The organism is Paraburkholderia sp. IMGN_8, from assembly GCF_038050405.1.
GTDB lineage: Bacteria > Pseudomonadota > Gammaproteobacteria > Burkholderiales > Burkholderiaceae > Paraburkholderia.
In genome coordinates, this window is record NZ_CP150901.1 from 1,487,697 (window position 1) to 1,504,175 (window position 16,479).

A 16,479-nucleotide genomic window follows, 5' to 3' on the forward strand; every position below is an offset into this window, starting at 1 on the left:
TCTTGACGAAACCACCATCGCGGGGCGCGACTTACTTTTTTCTTATGTCGCTGCTAAGAATAATTGAATTTACCTTATCCCTCAATAGCCTTAACGTTCCTATACCGAACAAGCCAAGAGAGAGGACTGAATGAATACCGTTGAAAAAACAAAGGAAGTCACTGCCAAACCGCGCAAGCGTTACGACGCAGGTGTACTCAAGTATCGCGAGATGGGCTACTGGGAGCCGGACTATGAGACGAAGGATACGGACATCATTGCCCTGTTTCGTGTTACGCCCCAAGACGGTGTCGAGCCAGAGGAAGCAGCAGCTTCTGTCGCCGGCGAATCGTCTACGGCCACCTGGACGGTCGTCTGGACAGATCGCCTGACGGCGTGCGACATGTATCGTGCCAAAGCATATCGCGTCGAGCCGGTGCCGAATAACCCGGAACAGTACTTCTGCTGGATCGCCTACGACTTGTCGCTGTTCGAAGAGGGGTCGATTGCCAGCGTGACCGCGTCAATCATCGGAAATGTATTCAGCTTTAAACCACTGAAAGCGGCACGACTCGAAGATATGCGCTTTCCGGTGGCTTACGTGAAAACCTTCGCTGGGCCGCCGACCGGTATCATCGTCGAGCGCGAGCGTCTTGATAAATTCGGTCGTCCGCTGCTCGGCGCGACCACCAAACCTAAGCTTGGCCTGTCCGGGCGTAACTATGGCCGCGTCGTGTATGAGGGGCTCAAAGGCGGTCTCGACTTCATGAAGGACGACGAGAACATTAACTCGCAACCTTTCATGCATTGGCGCGACCGGTTCCTCTTCGTCATGGACGCTGTGAACAAGGCGTCGGCTGCGACAGGCGAGGTTAAGGGAAGTTACCTCAATGTCACCGCCGGCACCATGGAAGAAATTTATCGGCGTGCCGAATTTGCCAAGGAGCTGGGCTCAGTGGTCATCATGATCGACCTGATCGTGGGTTGGCCATGTATCCAGTCAATCAGCAATTGGTGCCGCCAGAACGACATGATCCTGCATCTGCACCGCGCGGGTCACGGCACATATACCCGTCAGAAGAATCATGGGATATCGTTCCGCGTGATTGCGAAATGGCTACGCCTGGCTGGCGTCGACCACATGCACGCCGGTACCGCAGTCGGCAAGCTCGAAGGCGACCCGCTTACCGTTCAGGGTTACTACAACGTCTGCCGGGATGCAGTGACCAAGCAGGACCTGTCTCGTGGAATTTTCTTCGATCAAGACTGGGCGTCACTGCGCAAGGTGATGCCGGTGGCATCGGGGGGGATTCATGCGGGTCAGATGCACCAGTTGCTCGACCTGTTCGGCGACGAGGCGGTCCTTCAGTTCGGTGGCGGTACCATCGGCCACCCCCAAGGCATCCATGCCGGCGCCACCGCCAATCGTGTGGCACTCGAAGCGATGGTGCTGGCACGCAATGAAGGGCGCGACATCAGGAATGAAGGGCCAGACATCTTGCGCGAAGCTGCCAGGTGGTGTTCGCCGCTGAAGGCTGCGCTCGACACGTGGGGCGAAATTACCTTCAACTACACGTCGACCGATACTTCGGATTTTGTACCGACTGAATCGATAGCCTGAAACTACGTCGAGCAATGCAATTCAGGAATATAGAACAAGAGGACATCATGCGTATTACACAAGGCACCTTTTCCTTCCTGCCCGATCTGACGGACGGGCAGATATCAAAGCAGCTCGAATACTGCCTGAATAAGGGCTGGGCGGTTGGTATCGAATACACCGACGATCCACATCCTCGCAACACATTCTGGGAGATGTTCTGTCTGCCGATGTTCGATTTACGCGATGCAGCCGCGATCATGCTTGAGATCAGCAATGCCCGAAAGACCTTTCCTAATCACTACATTCGGGTCACGGCCTTCGACGCGACGCATACGATTGAATCGGTGGTGATCTCCTTCATCGTCCATCGGCCGCAAGACGAGCCCGGTTTCCGGCTGGTCCGGCAGGAGGAGGCAGGTCGCCGGGTCCGCTACTCGATCGAGAGCTACGCGGTACAGTCGCGCCCCGAGGGGCAGCGGTACTAAGTGTCATCCCCTACCACGGAGATTGGAATGTCTGCGCCAGATGTCATCGAGCAATCAGAGTCCCCTGACACGTTGTCGAAATTGCTGGCTGCGTCCGGAGTTCTCGAGTTGCTGGGGCAACTTGACCGGGAGCTGATTGGATTGGCACCAGTCAAATCGCGCATTCGAGATGTCGCAGCACTGTTGTTGGTGGACAAGCTGCGGACGGCACGTGGTTTGAGTGCAGGCACGCCCAGCCTGCACATGTGCTTTACCGGCAACCCCGGCACGGGCAAGACAACCGTCGCCATGCGCATGGCAACAATCCTGCATCAATTGGGCTACGTTCGAAAAGGGCATCTGGTGGCCGTGACGCGCGACGATCTGGTGGGTCAGTACATCGGCCACACCGCGCCTCGCACGAAGGAAGTCATCAAGAAGGCGATGGGCGGTGTGCTTTTTATCGACGAGGCATATTACCTCTATCGTCCGGAGAACGAGCGTGATTATGGCCAGGAGGCCATCGAGATACTTCTGCAGGTAATGGAAAACAATCGGGATGATCTGGTTGTGATCCTCGCAGGCTATTCAGACCGCATGGATCGATTCTTCGAATCTAACGCTGGAATGTCGTCCCGTATTGCGCATCACATCGACTTTCCGGACTACAACGTCGAAGAACTCCAGCAGATCGCGGACCTGATGCTTGAATCGATGCAATACCGCTTGAACGAGAAAAGCAGGCAGGTATTCGCAGATTATCTGGCGCTGCGCATGGCGCAACCGCACTTCGCCAATGCCCGCAGCGTGCGCAACGCGCTGGACCGAGCTCGCCTGCGGCATGCCTCACGCCTGCTCATGGACCCCGATGTTGTGGCCGATGATGCTGTGCTCAGCACCATCACTGCGGATGATCTGCTTGCTAGCCGGGTGTTCAGCCGGCCTCAGGCCAGGGAGTAAATCGTGCAAGCATTAATTTTCGACGTCGATGGGACACTTGCCGACACCGAAACCGCGCATCTGGAAGCCTTCAATTCCGCATTTGCTGAGGTCGGGCTTGACTGGTGCTGGGACGAGTCGCTGTACACGCGTCTGCTTCGCGTGGCTGGGGGAAAGGAGCGACTGCTGCATTACTGGACCGTTGTCGAACCCGAAGAAGCGATCGGCAGCAAGATGAAAGACACTATCGATGCCGTACACGCAATCAAAACTCGCCATTACGTCGAGCGCGTTAGCCACGGCCTGCCGCTGCGTCCGGGAGTGAGCCGCCTTATCGACGAGGCTAATGCCGCGGACGTGCCGGTCGCGATCGCTACGACCACGACGCCGGCTAATGTCGAGGCGCTCCTGCGCCCCGCGCTTGGAGTTCATTGGCGCGAACGCTTCGCGGTGATTTGTGACGGGGTCACCAGTCCGCTCAAGAAACCAGCGCCCGATGTCTATCGTGACGTACTGCGACAGCTTGATCTACGCGGGGAGGATTGTCTGGCCGTCGAAGATTCGGAAAATGGATTGCGCGCCGCGCTCGCTGCCGGCATTCCCACCGTCATTACGTCGAATGCATATACCGTGGAACACCGATTTGACGGTGCGCTGGTCGTACTGCCGAGCCTCGGCGACCCGGAGCAACCGATTTCACAGCATCTGCCTGACGCGGACCATCGTTGGGTGGATCTCGCCGCCCTGAACAAGTGGCACCGTGGCACTCTTTTCGAGGCGACGTGACATGAACATTGCACCGATTCGTATTGCGCCTTCCATCCTTTCTGCCGATTTCTCGCGGCTGGGTGATGAAGTGCGGGCGATCGAAGCGTCGGGAGCTGATCTCGTGCACTTTGACGTAATGGACAACCACTATGTGCCGAACCTCACAATTGGCCCGCTTGTCTGCGAGGCGATCCGGCCTCATGTGTCGATTCCCATCGATGTGCATCTGATGGTCGAGCCGGTTGATGCGTTGGTGCCGATGTTTGCGAAAGCGGGCGCCAACATAATCACCTTTCATCCTGAAGCCAGTTTGCACGTGGACCGCACTCTTAGTCTGATCCGGGATCACGGGTGTCAGGCCGGGCTGGCGTTAAACCCGGCCACGCCGCTCAGCTTTCTCGACCATGTCCTCGACAAACTTGACATGGTGTTGCTGATGAGCGTGAACCCTGGGTTCGGCGGACAGAAATTCATTCACAGCACGTTAGACAAGCTGCGGCAGGTGCGTGAGCGCATCGACTGTCATCAGAAAAACGGTGGGCACCCGATCTGGCTGGAAGTCGACGGCGGCGTCAACGCAGAAAATATCGCCGAGATTGCTCGCGCGGGTGCGGATACTTTCGTCGCAGGCAGCGCCGTCTTTGGTGCGCCAGACTCCGATGGCGGTTACCGGACCATCATACAGCGCCTGCACAAAGGAGCGAGCGGCGCCGTGCACTGACAGATCACGACTTTCTGAATACACGATTGACTATAGGAGACGGACCGTGCAGTTAACCCAAAAACTCACTCTTGCGCAATTTCTAATTGAGGAGCGCCGGCCTCATTCGGATGCCGCTGACGATTTCAACAACCTGATCCTCAATATCGCCACGGCCTGCAAGCAGATCTCGCGAGCGATCGCGTTTGGTGCCTTGGCGGGCGTGCACGGCACCGACGGCGTGGTCAATGTGCAGGGCGAGCAGCAGCAAAAGCTCGATGCCATTAGTAACAACGTCTTCCTGAGCATCAACGAAAGGGCCGGTAATCTGGCGGGTATGGTATCGGAAGAAATGGAGGCGCTTTATCAGATTCCCGAACAGTATCCGCGCGGAAAGTATCTGCTTTCGTTTGACCCCATCGACGGCTCGACAAACATTGATGTGAATGTATCTGTTGGCAGCATTTTTTCCATTCTACGTGCACCGGAAGGTGTCGTCGATGTGGTCACAGAAAGCGACTTTCTGCAGCCCGGCAGCAAACAGGTGGCGGGAGGTTATGCGATCTATGGTCCGTCCACGATGCTGGTCCTGACCGTCGGCAACGGCGTCAATGGCTTCACGCTCGACCCGGATTCCGGCGACTTTATCCTGACACATCCCCAACTGCGCATCCCGGAAAAGACCCAGGAATTTGCCATTAACGCTTCCAACAGCCGTTTCTGGGAACCGCCCATCAAGCGCTACATTGCCGAGTGCCTGGAGGGAGAAGCCGGTCCGCGAGGAAAGAATTTCAATATGCGATGGGTTGCATCGATGGTCGCTGAAGCACATCGCATTGTCATGCGCGGCGGAGTCTTCATGTACCCGCGCGACGGTAGGGATCCCTCCAGGGCGGGGCGACTGCGACTCTTATATGAGGCAAACCCGATTGCGTTCATCATGGAGCAGGCCGGTGGTTACGCCAGCACCGGTACCCAGCCGATTCTGTCCGTCCAGCCGAGCGCAGTGCACCAGCGTATCGCTTTAATCTTTGGCTCGAAAGAGGAAGTCGATCGGCTCGAGTCTTATCACACGGGTCAGTCGCCAAGCAGTTTGCCCGATCCACTGTTTCGCGAGCGCAGTCTGTTCCGCGAATCTGCCTGAGGCCGAGACCATGTCAGAACGTTACCCCATTATCGCCATTACGGGCTCTTCCGGTGCCGGCACAACATCTGTCACCCGCACTTTCGAGCATATATTCCGTCGTGAGCGTGTGAAATCCGTGGTTATCGAAGGTGATAGTTTCCATCGTTACGATCGGCAGGAAATGAAGGTCATGCTCGCGCAAGCTGAGCGAAGCAACAACATGGATTTCAGTCACTTCGGCCCAGAAACGAACCTTTTCGACAGGCTCGAAGGCCTACTTCGATCTTATGGCGAGTCAGGCACTGGTGTTCGACGGCGTTACCTGCACAGCGCGAGTGAGGCCGCTCCTTATAACCAGGAGCCAGGTACATTTACTGAATGGGAATCGCTCCCGGAAGATACTGAACTGCTTTTCTATGAGGGACTGCATGGGGGTGTGGTGACCGACAAGGTCGATGTGGCGCGCCATGTGGATCTGCTGATCGGCGTCGTACCAGTGATCAACCTGGAGTGGATCCAGAAATTGTGGCGAGACAAGTCGCAACGGGGCTATTCGACCGAAGCGGTAACCGACACGATCTTGCGCCGCATGCCGGATTACGTGAATTACATATGCCCGCAGTTCTCTCGTACCCATGTGAATTTTCAGCGTGTGCCTTGCGTCGATACGTCGAATCCGTTTATTGCACGGGAAATCCCAGCGCCGGACGAGAGCATGGTCGTGATTCGGTTCGCAAATCCGAAAGGCATCGATTTTCAGTATCTCCTGAATATGGTGCACGACTCGTTTATGTCCCGCGCCAACACCATTGTGGTACCCGGCGGGAAGATGGAACTAGCGATGCAATTAATCTTTACCCCTTTTGTGCGACGCATGATTGAGGGCAGCAAACGCGCGCAGCGCACAAGTTGAGGACGTCTGCAATGAATGCTCCAGAAACCATAAATCATGCGGTGAGATGCGCCAGTGCGTTGCGTTTTCTCGCCGCGGATGCCGTTGAGCAGGCCAAATCCGGCCACCCCGGTGCGCCGTTAGGCATGGCGGAAATGGCAGAGGTAGTGTGGCGCCGACACCTGCGGCATAACCCGGCGAATCCGAGCTGGATCAACCGTGACCGCTTTGTGCTTTCCAATGGTCATGCTTCGATGCTGTTGTATGCCTTGTTACATCTGAGTGGCTACGATCTGGGCATCGAGGATCTGAAACAGTTTCGGCGGCTCCATTCACGTACTCCGGGGCACCCTGAATTTGGATTGACGCCCGGCGTGGAGACCACTACCGGGCCCCTCGGGCAGGGGTTGGCCAATGCGGTGGGCATGGCACTCGCTGAGAAACTGCTTGCCGCCACTTTCAACAACGACGGCCATACGATCATTGACCACTTCACCTATGTATTCGTCGGTGATGGTTGTCTTATGGAAGGCATCAGTCACGAAGTGAGCTCGCTGGCTGGCACACTCAAGCTCGGGAAACTGATCTGCCTATATGACGACAATGGCATTTCCATCGACGGCGACACGCGCGGATGGTTTGGCGACAATACAGCGCAGCGCTTTACCGCGTATGGCTGGCATGTCACAACGGTCGATGGTCACGATGCTGAGGCGATCGACGAGGCTGTGCGCGCAGCCAAGCTCAACGACAAGCCATCGCTTATATGCTGCCGCACGATAATTGGTAAATGCGCTCCGACCAAGGCTGGCGGGCATGACGTGCATGGCGCACCACTAGGCACGCACGAAATCGCGGCCATGCGCGAAGCATTGGGGTGGACGGCCGCACCTTTTGAAATCCCGTCGGATGTGGCCGAGGCATGGAATGCGCGTCCCCAGGGCGCGGAATATCAGGAAGAGTGGGATATGCACTTTTCCCGTTACCGTACCGCGCACCCCGACCTGGCCGGAGAACTGCTACGCCGTTGCGAGGGAATCCTTCCGCCGGGGGTGGTGGATGGCGTGATTCAGCTTCTGAGTGCGCCGTCGTCTCCCCTTCAGCAGAAGATCGCTACGCGAAAGGCGTCGCAGTTGGTTTTGGAGCACCTAGTGGAAGCCTTGCCGGAAATGTTGGGTGGTTCGGCCGATCTCTCCGGCTCGAACCTGACCAATGTGAAGGCCTCAAAGTGGGTGAATCATCACGGAAGCGGTAATTATCTGAGTTATGGCGTTCGCGAGTTCGGCATGGCCGCAGTGATGAATGGTGTTGCCCTGCATGGCGGGCTGATTCCGTACGGCGGCACATTCCTGGCGTTCTCGGATTATTCTCGCAACGCGATCCGGATGGGAGCCCTGATGAGGCAGCGTGTGATCCATGTGCTGACGCACGATTCGATTGGCTTGGGCGAGGACGGCCCAACGCACCAGCCGATCGAGCACACGTCCAGTTTGCGTCTGATTCCCAACAACCACGTCTGGCGTCCTTGTGATGGCGTAGAAACCGCGATTGCCTGGCTTGCAGCCGTGCAGCGCGACAAAGGTCCAAGTTGTCTCGTGCTATCGCGGCAGGCATTGACACCATTCGAACGTAGCGCGGAGCAAATCGAAGAGGTCAAGTACGGTGGTTATGTGTTGCGTGACGCTGCTGTGGTCGAGGTCGTGCTGATCGGAACCGGCTCCGAAGTCGAGATTGCTATTCATGCGGCGCAAATCCTTGCCGGGCAAGGCATCGGTGCGCGCGTGGTGTCGATGCCGTGCGTAGAATTGTTTCTTGCGCAGGACGCCGACTATCGCGAAGCCGTGCTGCCGGCGGCTGTACCCCGCGTGAGCGTGGAAGCGGGAGTGACCTGGTTTTGGCGCGGCATGGTAGGAGAGGGGGGCGAGTGCGTTGGCATCGACAGCTTCGGCGAATCCGGGCAGGCCGACGCACTGTATGAACACTTTGCCTTGACCTCTTCGACGGTCGCAGATCGCGCAGAGTCGCTTGTTCGACGTCAAAGTGGTCGGTGATACAAGCTTCTCGAAACGGTTCGAATCGACTCGGTCTGTCCGCTGGTTGGCATTACGACAGACCCTGTCGCTTTATCTGAGCTGATCGCAGCGGGCTTTCTCCCTTTTGTTCGGTGACGGCAAAAGGACCGCCGTCATTTGCGGTGCCGGCGATGTGTATCTTAATACACGAAAAACATCATACACAGCATTGGATAAATTTAGGAGTACAGAAATGGCACTAGTTTCATTGCGTCAATTATTGGATCACGCGGCGGAGTTCGGCTACGGGATCCCTGCGTTTAACGTCAACAACCTTGAGCAGATTCACGCCATCATGGAAGCCGCGTACGAGACGGATAGTCCCGTCATTCTCCAGGCTTCTGCCGGAGCCCGGAAATACGCCGGCGAGGCCTATCTTCGGCACATGGTGTTGGCGGCTGCAGAAACGCACCCGGAGATTCCGGTCGTGTTGCATCAGGATCATGGATCAAGTCCTGCAGTATGTCAGGCATCGATCCGATCTGGCTTTACCAGCGTAATGATGGATGGCTCGTTGCGCGAAGACATGAAGACTCCGTCAGACTATGAATACAACGTTGCGGTGACGCGACGCGTGTGCGAAATGGCGCACGCAGTTGGGGTTTCGGTCGAAGGCGAGCTTGGATGTCTCGGTTCGTTGCAAACGGGTATGGCCGGTGAGGAGGATGGCTCTGGTGCTGAGGGCACACTGTCGCATGACATGTTGCTGACGGATCCCGAACAGGCCCAGGATTTCGTCTCCCGCACTGGGGTCGACGCGCTCGCGATTGCCATTGGCACGAGCCATGGTGCCTATAAGTTCTCGCGCAAACCTACTGGCGACATTCTGAAAATTGACCGCATTCAGGCGATTCACGACAGGATTCCGAACACCCATTTGGTGATGCACGGCTCGAGTTCGGTACCACAGGAATGGCTTGACATTATCCGCGAGCACGGCGGCGAGATCAAGGAAACCTATGGAGTGCCCGTCGAGGAGATTCAGCGAGGTATCAGAAGTGGTGTGCGCAAGATCAATATCGACACCGACATTCGACTGGCAATGACGGGTGCCATACGAAGGGCATTGACGAGTGACCGCAGCGAGTTGGATCCGCGCAAGGCCCTGGAGGCAGCGAAGCGGGCTGCCAAGGACATTGTGCGCCTGCGCTACGAGGCGTTCGGCTGCGCTGGTCAGGCGTCGCGAATCCGGCCGGTCCCGCTGGAGCGGCTGATTGCGAACTACCGGCAACGAGAGAACGCTGTGGCGGCGTGAGACAGCGAGCATTCTGACTTCCGTCCCATGAATGACGAGAGACCCTATGACCATTAAGATCGGCATCAACGGCTTCGGCCGAATCGGGCGCATGGTGTTTCGCGCTGCAGTTCAAAACTTCGCGGACGACGTGGAGATCGTCGGTATCAACGATCTGCTCGAGCCCGACTACCTCGCGTATATGCTCAAGTACGACAGCGTGCATGGTCGCTTCAAGGGCAAGGTCGTGGTCGACGGCAATACACTGGTGATCAACAATAAGAAGGTGCGCCTGACTGCCATCAAGAACCCGGCTGAGCTGAGGTGGAACGAGGTGGGTGCCGAGGTGGTGATCGAATCCACGGGCCTATTCCTCACCAAGGAGACCGCCGAAGCCCACCTGAAGGCGGGCGCCAAGAAGGTGATCATGTCGGCGCCGTCCAAAGACGACACACCGATGTTCGTCTATGGCGTGAACCACACGAGTTACGCTGGCCAGGCCATCATCTCCAACGCCTCGTGCACGACCAACTGCCTGGCGCCTGTGGCCAAAGTGCTCAACGACACGTGGGGCATCAAGCGCGGCCTGATGACCACGGTGCACGCGGCCACAGCAACACAGAAGACGGTGGATGGGCCAAGCAACAAGGACTGGCGGGGTGGCCGCGGCATCCTGGAAAACATCATCCCCTCAACCACTGGTGCGGCGAAAGCGGTAGGCGTAGTGATTCCAGAGCTAAACAACAAGCTCACCGGCATGGCTTTCCGCGTGCCAACCTCGGATGTCTCGGCGGTAGACCTGACGGTCGAACTGAACAAGGAAGCGAGCTACGCGGAGATCTGCGCGGCGATGAAGGCTGCCTCGGAAGGCAGCATGTCTGGGGTTCTGGGGTACACGGAGGATAAGGTGGTTGCCACGGACTTCCGGGGTGAGCCATGCACCTCGGTGTTCGATGCCGAGGCTGGGATTGCGCTGGACAAGACCTTCGTGAAGATTGTGGCTTGGTACGACAACGAGTGGGGTTATTCCAACAAGTGCGTGGAAATGGTGCGCGTGCTAGGCAAGGGCTAGGCTGAAGATCACTTTTCGGCAGTCGTTTGCCGAAGGAGAAAGAAACAGGAGCGATTTGCTCGCATCAACGTTCGCCAGGACACCAGCCAGCAACGGTGCCAGGCGATCGTTGACGCGTTCCTGAGGGGCTGGTCGCGGGCACTCGTGTGCCAAATGGTGAGTTCTTCACCTGATTAAGAGCGTGCACAAAGTACACAGATTATTTTGGCAAGTACTTTACTTCAATCTGTCGACTCCGCGCCGAATATCCCGCCTTTACCTAACACGTTAGTTAGGTATTCACGCGAACTTTGATTGAGAGAAATTTCGATGACACCAACCATCATGCCGATTAACATCGGCAATACTGCATTCATGCTCCTTTGCTCGAGCTTGGTTATGCTGATGACGCCCGGGTTGGCGTTCTTTTATGGCGGCTTGGTTGGTCGCAAGAACGTCCTGGCTATCATGATGCAGAGCTTTACCTCGCTTGGCTGGACGACGGTGCTTTGGTTCGCGTTCGGTTACTCGATGTGCTTCGGACCGTCATGGCACGGAATAATTGGCGACCCAAGATACTACGCCTTCATGCATGGCGTAACCTTGGACAGTATGTACATGGGCAACGATGCGGGTATCCCACTCATAGTTCACGTCGCCTACCAGATGATGTTTGCCATCATCACGCCGGCGTTGATCACCGGTGCCTTTGCCAACCGCGTCACCTTCAAATCCTATTTCCTGTTTCTGACGGGATGGTTGATATTCGTGTATTTCCCGTTTGTCCATATGGTGTGGAGTCCAAGTGGTCTATTGGCAAAATGGGGGGTCCTCGACTATGCAGGTGGTATCGTAGTACACAACACTGCCGGATTTGCCGCTTTGGCCTCCGTTCTGTATGTCGGTCGTCGCCAAAAGGTCGATCTCAAACCCCATAATGTACCTTTGATCGCACTCGGATCCGGGTTGCTTTGGTTTGGCTGGTATGGGTTCAATGCTGGGTCTGAATTTCGAGTGGATGCGGTCACTGCGTCCGCTTTCCTGAATACGGACGTTGCGGCGTCATTCGGTGCCATCACCTGGTTGCTTACTGAATGGCTTTGTCACGAGAAGCCAAAGTTCGTAGGCCTGTTGACGGGAGGAGTGGCTGGACTTGCGACAATCACTCCTGCTGCCGGTTATGTGTCTGTCGGTTCGGCTGCACTGATCGGTATCTTGGCTGGTTTAATTTGCTATTACGCTGTTGCACTCAAAAACCGATTGGGCTGGGACGATGCACTCGATGTCTGGGGTGTTCACGGAGTCGGTGGCCTTATCGGTACTATTTTGCTCGGCGTATTCGCGTCCAAGCAGTGGAACGCAAACGGTGCGGACGGTTTATTGTTCGGCAACACCTCTTTTTTCTTTAGGCAGTGCGGTGCGGTGATTTTATCCGGTGTGTGGGCGTTTCTCTTCACCTACTGCATGTTGTGGTTCATAAATATGATCACACCGGTCAAGGTCAGCCCAGCAATGGAAGAGTCTATGGATGAGGAACTACACGGCGAGTACGCATACCTGGAGTAAGCGGGGGGCACGCGGCGATTTGGCCTTAGTGCCAGATAACCGCCGACAGTAGACGAGTTCATCACGCGGGGTATGTCTACGCTGTAGGTGCTGATGGACGGTGACCTATCCCGGCGAGTTCGATGCAAAGAAACCACGGAATTCACACAAAATGGCCGCCTCTCGTGTTTGCTGCCTGGCCAGTTCGGTCCGGTCTACATCGATGCACAATCGAAACCGTTATCCATGGCTAGATTTCCTCAATGGCAACAGAGCAACCAGATCCAGTGTAGCGTGAGAATTGTCAAGCCCCGAGTCGTACGACAGATTGACCGGGCCAAGGCCTGCTTGGCGGAACGCGTCATTGACGGAAATCACGTTGCCGGACGAGATCTGATGAGGCTGTCATGGCGGTGTCGCTCGACCTGTCTGCTGCTTGGCGGAGGGCGGTGCTTAACGGCGGATTCAACGAGAAGCTCCACGTCCCACACTGTCAGGGCGCGGCGAGTGGACGTTCGACTGCATGTTGTTCTTGGTCAGATCGTTGAGCACAAACGGAAGTGCTCGCTGTTTTCGCACGCGCGCGTGGTTGTCACCTATGAAGCCGGACAGAGAACGGATGATGGATGCTTCGAGCGCTACGCTCCCGTGGCATCGACTGCAATATCGTCGATGCCACGGGAGCATTCCGGTCGAGCGCGCAAGCTGCTCGTTAATCTCTGTTCCTGGGATGAGCTCGATCCCTGTTCGTTTGCCGAGCGACTCGTGTTGTGTTCACTCACCTGTCACTACGGCATGCCAGCGCTGGGCGGAGTTGTGCCGACGATCTCAGCGTTCACAGCCTGGTGTCCCGAGTTAGAAGTTCGCAGTTAAACATTGCGATTGACGGAGGGGATTCGGCCGGCGTAGGACAAGTTGTATCACACGTGTGTAAGCAGGACCGTGGCATCAAATGCGATGAAGGAGAAGTCGTGAATAGTGCGAAAAACTCGTTGCGCGAGATGGTCGAGCAATGGCTCGCCCCAGATCCGGCGAACGGGCTTCGGGTCATTGAGTTCAGAAACAGACGATCCAAACACGAATGCTACGTATGCGTCGAGACATTAACGGCGGCGGGTCCCGTTGCGCTGTTCTTTTTTCGTCATCAAGACGGCGCGTGGCGCATATTCCCACCGAATCGGGAACGGCCGGCGATGCGCACCGCCCAAGATTAGGCGAACTTTTAACTCACCACACTAGGTGGTCCTCGCGGACTTCAACTCCATCATTGGGCGGATCAACAACAGGTAGAGTTTCCATGGGGTTCCTTTCGAGGGTAGCTCAGGCCTCGATTTTGCGACGAGTGTCAGCAGTTGCCGACACGGATGATCCTCCTTCTGAACCGGTCTTGTGGCGGCTGCTCACGGCCGGCCACCGGATTCACTTTTTATCACGACCAGTTATCGGTGTCTACTATAGGAATCGACACCAAAGGAAACGGTCCGACGAAATGAGGGGGCAATCATCCGGCACTCCCGATCTGTCGTGAAGTGATCCGATCGCGAAGGACCTGCCGGTGGGCCATAAAGTCCTCGAGACGAGCATGTTCCGTCCAGTCCTCAATGCCGGGGCTTGAATCGAGCAACTCACCAGTCAGCGGAGCGAGTTTGACGACCAATACGATGAACATGACCGCGCCGCGCTCTGGGTCCGGCTGAACCTGCGAGATCACGGCGAGTCCAGATGCCACATGCATTTCGGTGCATCGATAGGGGTCGATCAGCCCGGACTCAAGCTTGCCGGACTCATCAAGCACCACCCAGGCCGCTCCAGATTCACGTGCGGCCTCGATGCGGCCGCGCCGCGCGTGACGTTGAATTTGCTCGCTGATTTCGCGCTCGCGCAGCGCAAACGCGGCCCCCACAATCTGCTCCCGGGGAAGAGCCTGTGCCAGCAGGCCGCGCGCGGCCGCGACGGATGAGAACATCGCGGTTGCCTGTGGCCACATGGCTATCAGTTGCTCGACCGATTCTGCCGTGTGCATCTCGTCTGCCAGAGCGCGTACAGCCACGATGATCTGCTGGTAGCGCGACGGATCTGAGGCCGCAATGGGATACAGATGTCTCTCGCATTCTGCCCAGGACAGGTGCGCCGCTTCGATGCTGGTCGTGGCTTCAGTCATGATTACGTCCTCTTGTGCCCGGTACTCCGTTTGTTTATGATACGATAAAAATCGTGTCCCATACGACATGTTTTACTATACTACTACTATCTTGCTGCGGCGTGCTGCTCGCTGGCTAGACAGGCAGCAGGAGCAGGGGTGGCCAGGATTGCATCGTCGCGGCGGGAGGAAATCCCCCCGGCTGTGAGGGGCAGCAGGAGCACCCAGAATGAGCAGCACGAGAATGCGATAGCGATGGCGAGGGCCGTGGGTCCAATGATTTGGCAAGGGGGCACATCGTCATTGTGGATCGCAACGACTCGCAGGTCGGCAATCTCGCCATGCAGTATGAAGAAGGCGTCCGGCCGGTTCCGGCTCAACCACTGCTCGCGGTGACGGCCGTAACGCAGAAGACGCTCGGTGGCCTGATCAGCCTTGCAGCGCATAAAGTGTGTGGCGCGGAGATTCTGGGGAGGCGTATCGGTCATCAGGCACGTGGTTGTCGCTCACCACGCCCCGACGTTCAATAAACTGACCAAGCTCGATCGAGCAGCTCTTTAGCGAATGGCAGATGAATGAACTCATGGTAGCCCGTGGCTTGACCATGAACCCTGATTCCAGGCGTGGCTACCGGCAGGTGGTCGCATCGTTGGAGTCGCGAACCACCTTCGAGGCCAATGCGATTGCGACCTCGATCGGCTTCGGGTGGATCGTGGCGACCGTAGCGCTGTACATCGCATCAAGAGTACGGCGTCAGCCCGTTCGGGCACGCTCGGGCTATTGCCGCGATGTTCTGGAAGCGATCTCGAAAAACGGCCAAGAGCCCTGACTAAGGAGCATTTACACCATGCAGAAACGTCTCATCACTTTTGATCTCGACGGCACATTGCTCAACTCCGCACCGGAAATTACCGCCGCGGTCAACCTCACGCTGGCCTCGTACGGGATACCACCCCTAAATATGGGAACAGTTATCGGATTTATCGGACAGGGCACGCGTGAATTGATGCGACAGGTTCTTGCGGCCGTTGATCCAGCATCGCCGGAAGATGCTCTGGAAACGTGGCTGCACGACGTCATGCCGGTGTTCATTCGAGAATACGAAAATTCGGTTGGTACACTGGCTCAGCCTTATCCGGGGGTAGAAAAGGGACTGGTCACGCTACAGCAAGCTGGAGTGCGAATGGCTGTTGTCACCAATAAGGAGGAGCAATTTGCACAGAATTTGTTGGCAGCGACCGGATTGTTGTCGTATTTCGAAATGGTGATCGCGGGTGACAGCCTTCCATACAAGAAGCCACACTCTCTGCCGATCGTTCACGTTCTTGAGCAACTTGTCGTATCGGTGCAAGACGCGGCGCACGTCGGTGATTCCCGCATTGATGTACAAACCGCGCGTAACGCGGGAGTTACAGCTTGGGCAGTACCTTATGGCTACAACCATGGCGACCCGATCGAGCTTGCCCAGCCCGACCGCATCTTCATGTCGATCAACGATCTGGCAAATCATGTCGTTCCGGCCATATCGGCGTAGTGTTGCCGGGAGAGCGGTAAGGAGTAAAGGGTGAAAGTCCCCGGCTACGAAGATTTAGCCAATCACGTTTTCCCGAGTCATGCGCCGCGTGTCGTGAAGCCCCCGGTGGAGCGTTTCCAGGGGCGCGTGGACGAGTCATTGGGCCATGGCAGAACGTTATCCCAGGTGCAGATTTGTGTATACGGAAGGCAACGCGGCGGAGCGCGATACATGCGATTGTTGCGGCGCTCCAGCGTGGTCTGAGACCTTGGCACGCGGAGACGCTTCCTACCTAAGAATCGGGAGATATCTCGCCTTGCCAGTCTCATCGCTAAGGCGAGGAGCCGTAGCGATGAATTTCGTCACTCTGTTATCGACCCGTGGCGGCGCGGTTACAAGAACGCCTCGACACGGGATGCGATGAAGTGGATCGCAGATGCTTTGGTCCTGCAC

15 protein-coding genes are annotated in these 16,479 nt (G+C 56.7%); 14 read left to right on the top strand and 1 reads right to left on the bottom strand.

What is annotated here, in order from left to right; all coding sequences use genetic code 11:
* Positions 1-130 precede the first annotated feature (130 nt).
* From WN982_RS27915 to WN982_RS27970, 12 genes are all read left to right on the top strand, one after another.
* Positions 131-1,600 carry a form I ribulose bisphosphate carboxylase large subunit gene (locus WN982_RS27915; protein WP_341318813.1) on the top strand — a complete coding sequence of 490 codons (1,470 nt, stop codon included), beginning with the start codon at positions 131-133 and terminating at the stop codon, positions 1,598-1,600.
* A gap of 47 nt (positions 1,601-1,647) precedes the next feature.
* Positions 1,648-2,067: a ribulose bisphosphate carboxylase small subunit gene (locus WN982_RS27920; protein WP_341318814.1), complete on the top strand. Its 420-nt coding sequence runs from the start codon at positions 1,648-1,650 to the stop codon at positions 2,065-2,067.
* Between the two features lie 27 nt (positions 2,068-2,094).
* The gene (cbbX, locus tag WN982_RS27925) at positions 2,095-3,006 is read left to right on the top strand and encodes a CbbX protein (protein ID WP_341318815.1); all 912 of its coding nucleotides are present in this window, start codon (positions 2,095-2,097) and stop codon (positions 3,004-3,006) included.
* A gap of 3 nt (positions 3,007-3,009) precedes the next feature.
* Entirely contained in the window at positions 3,010-3,771 is a 762-nt protein-coding gene (locus tag WN982_RS27930; protein WP_341318816.1) for an HAD family hydrolase, read from the top strand.
* Position 3,772: 1 nt separating this feature from the next.
* Entirely contained in the window at positions 3,773-4,474 is a 702-nt protein-coding gene (gene rpe, locus WN982_RS27935) for a ribulose-phosphate 3-epimerase (RefSeq protein ID WP_341318817.1), read from the top strand.
* A gap of 46 nt (positions 4,475-4,520) precedes the next feature.
* Positions 4,521-5,597, top strand: coding sequence for a class 1 fructose-bisphosphatase (locus WN982_RS27940; RefSeq protein WP_341318818.1), 1,077 nt, complete (start codon positions 4,521-4,523; stop codon positions 5,595-5,597).
* A gap of 10 nt (positions 5,598-5,607) precedes the next feature.
* Positions 5,608-6,492 (top strand): phosphoribulokinase, encoded by an 885-nt coding sequence (locus WN982_RS27945; RefSeq protein WP_341318819.1) that lies wholly within the window; start codon positions 5,608-5,610, stop codon positions 6,490-6,492.
* Positions 6,493-6,503: 11 nt separating this feature from the next.
* The gene (gene tkt, locus WN982_RS27950) at positions 6,504-8,522 is read left to right on the top strand and encodes a transketolase (RefSeq protein WP_341318820.1); all 2,019 of its coding nucleotides are present in this window, start codon (positions 6,504-6,506) and stop codon (positions 8,520-8,522) included.
* 214 nt (positions 8,523-8,736) lie between these two features.
* A complete protein-coding gene (gene fba / locus WN982_RS27955; protein ID WP_341318821.1) occupies positions 8,737-9,798 on the top strand; it encodes a class II fructose-bisphosphate aldolase in 1,062 nt (353 codons plus the stop codon).
* A gap of 46 nt (positions 9,799-9,844) precedes the next feature.
* The gene (gene gap / locus WN982_RS27960) at positions 9,845-10,849 is read left to right on the top strand and encodes a type I glyceraldehyde-3-phosphate dehydrogenase (RefSeq protein ID WP_341318822.1); all 1,005 of its coding nucleotides are present in this window, start codon (positions 9,845-9,847) and stop codon (positions 10,847-10,849) included.
* A 309-nt stretch (positions 10,850-11,158) separates the two neighbouring features.
* Positions 11,159-12,394, top strand: a complete 1,236-nt coding sequence (locus tag WN982_RS27965) for an ammonium transporter (protein ID WP_341318823.1) — start codon at positions 11,159-11,161, stop codon at positions 12,392-12,394.
* Positions 12,395-13,344: 950 nt separating this feature from the next.
* On the top strand, positions 13,345-13,587 hold the full coding sequence (locus WN982_RS27970) for a hypothetical protein (protein WP_341318824.1): 243 nt from the start codon (positions 13,345-13,347) through the stop codon (positions 13,585-13,587).
* Positions 13,588-13,874: 287 nt separating this feature from the next.
* On the opposite strand, the gene WN982_RS27975 is transcribed toward WN982_RS27970, so the two are convergent.
* Positions 13,875-14,534, bottom strand: a complete 660-nt coding sequence (locus tag WN982_RS27975; RefSeq protein ID WP_341318825.1) for a hypothetical protein — start codon at positions 14,532-14,534, stop codon at positions 13,875-13,877.
* 550 nt (positions 14,535-15,084) lie between these two features.
* Here WN982_RS27975 and WN982_RS27980 point away from each other — a divergent pair.
* Positions 15,085-15,342: a hypothetical protein gene (locus tag WN982_RS27980; RefSeq protein ID WP_341318826.1), complete on the top strand. Its 258-nt coding sequence runs from the start codon at positions 15,085-15,087 to the stop codon at positions 15,340-15,342.
* A gap of 18 nt (positions 15,343-15,360) precedes the next feature.
* Complete coding sequence (gene gph / locus WN982_RS27985) at positions 15,361-16,047, top strand: phosphoglycolate phosphatase (protein WP_341318827.1); 687 nt, start codon at positions 15,361-15,363, stop codon at positions 16,045-16,047.
* The last annotated feature ends 432 nt before the right edge of the window (positions 16,048-16,479 follow it).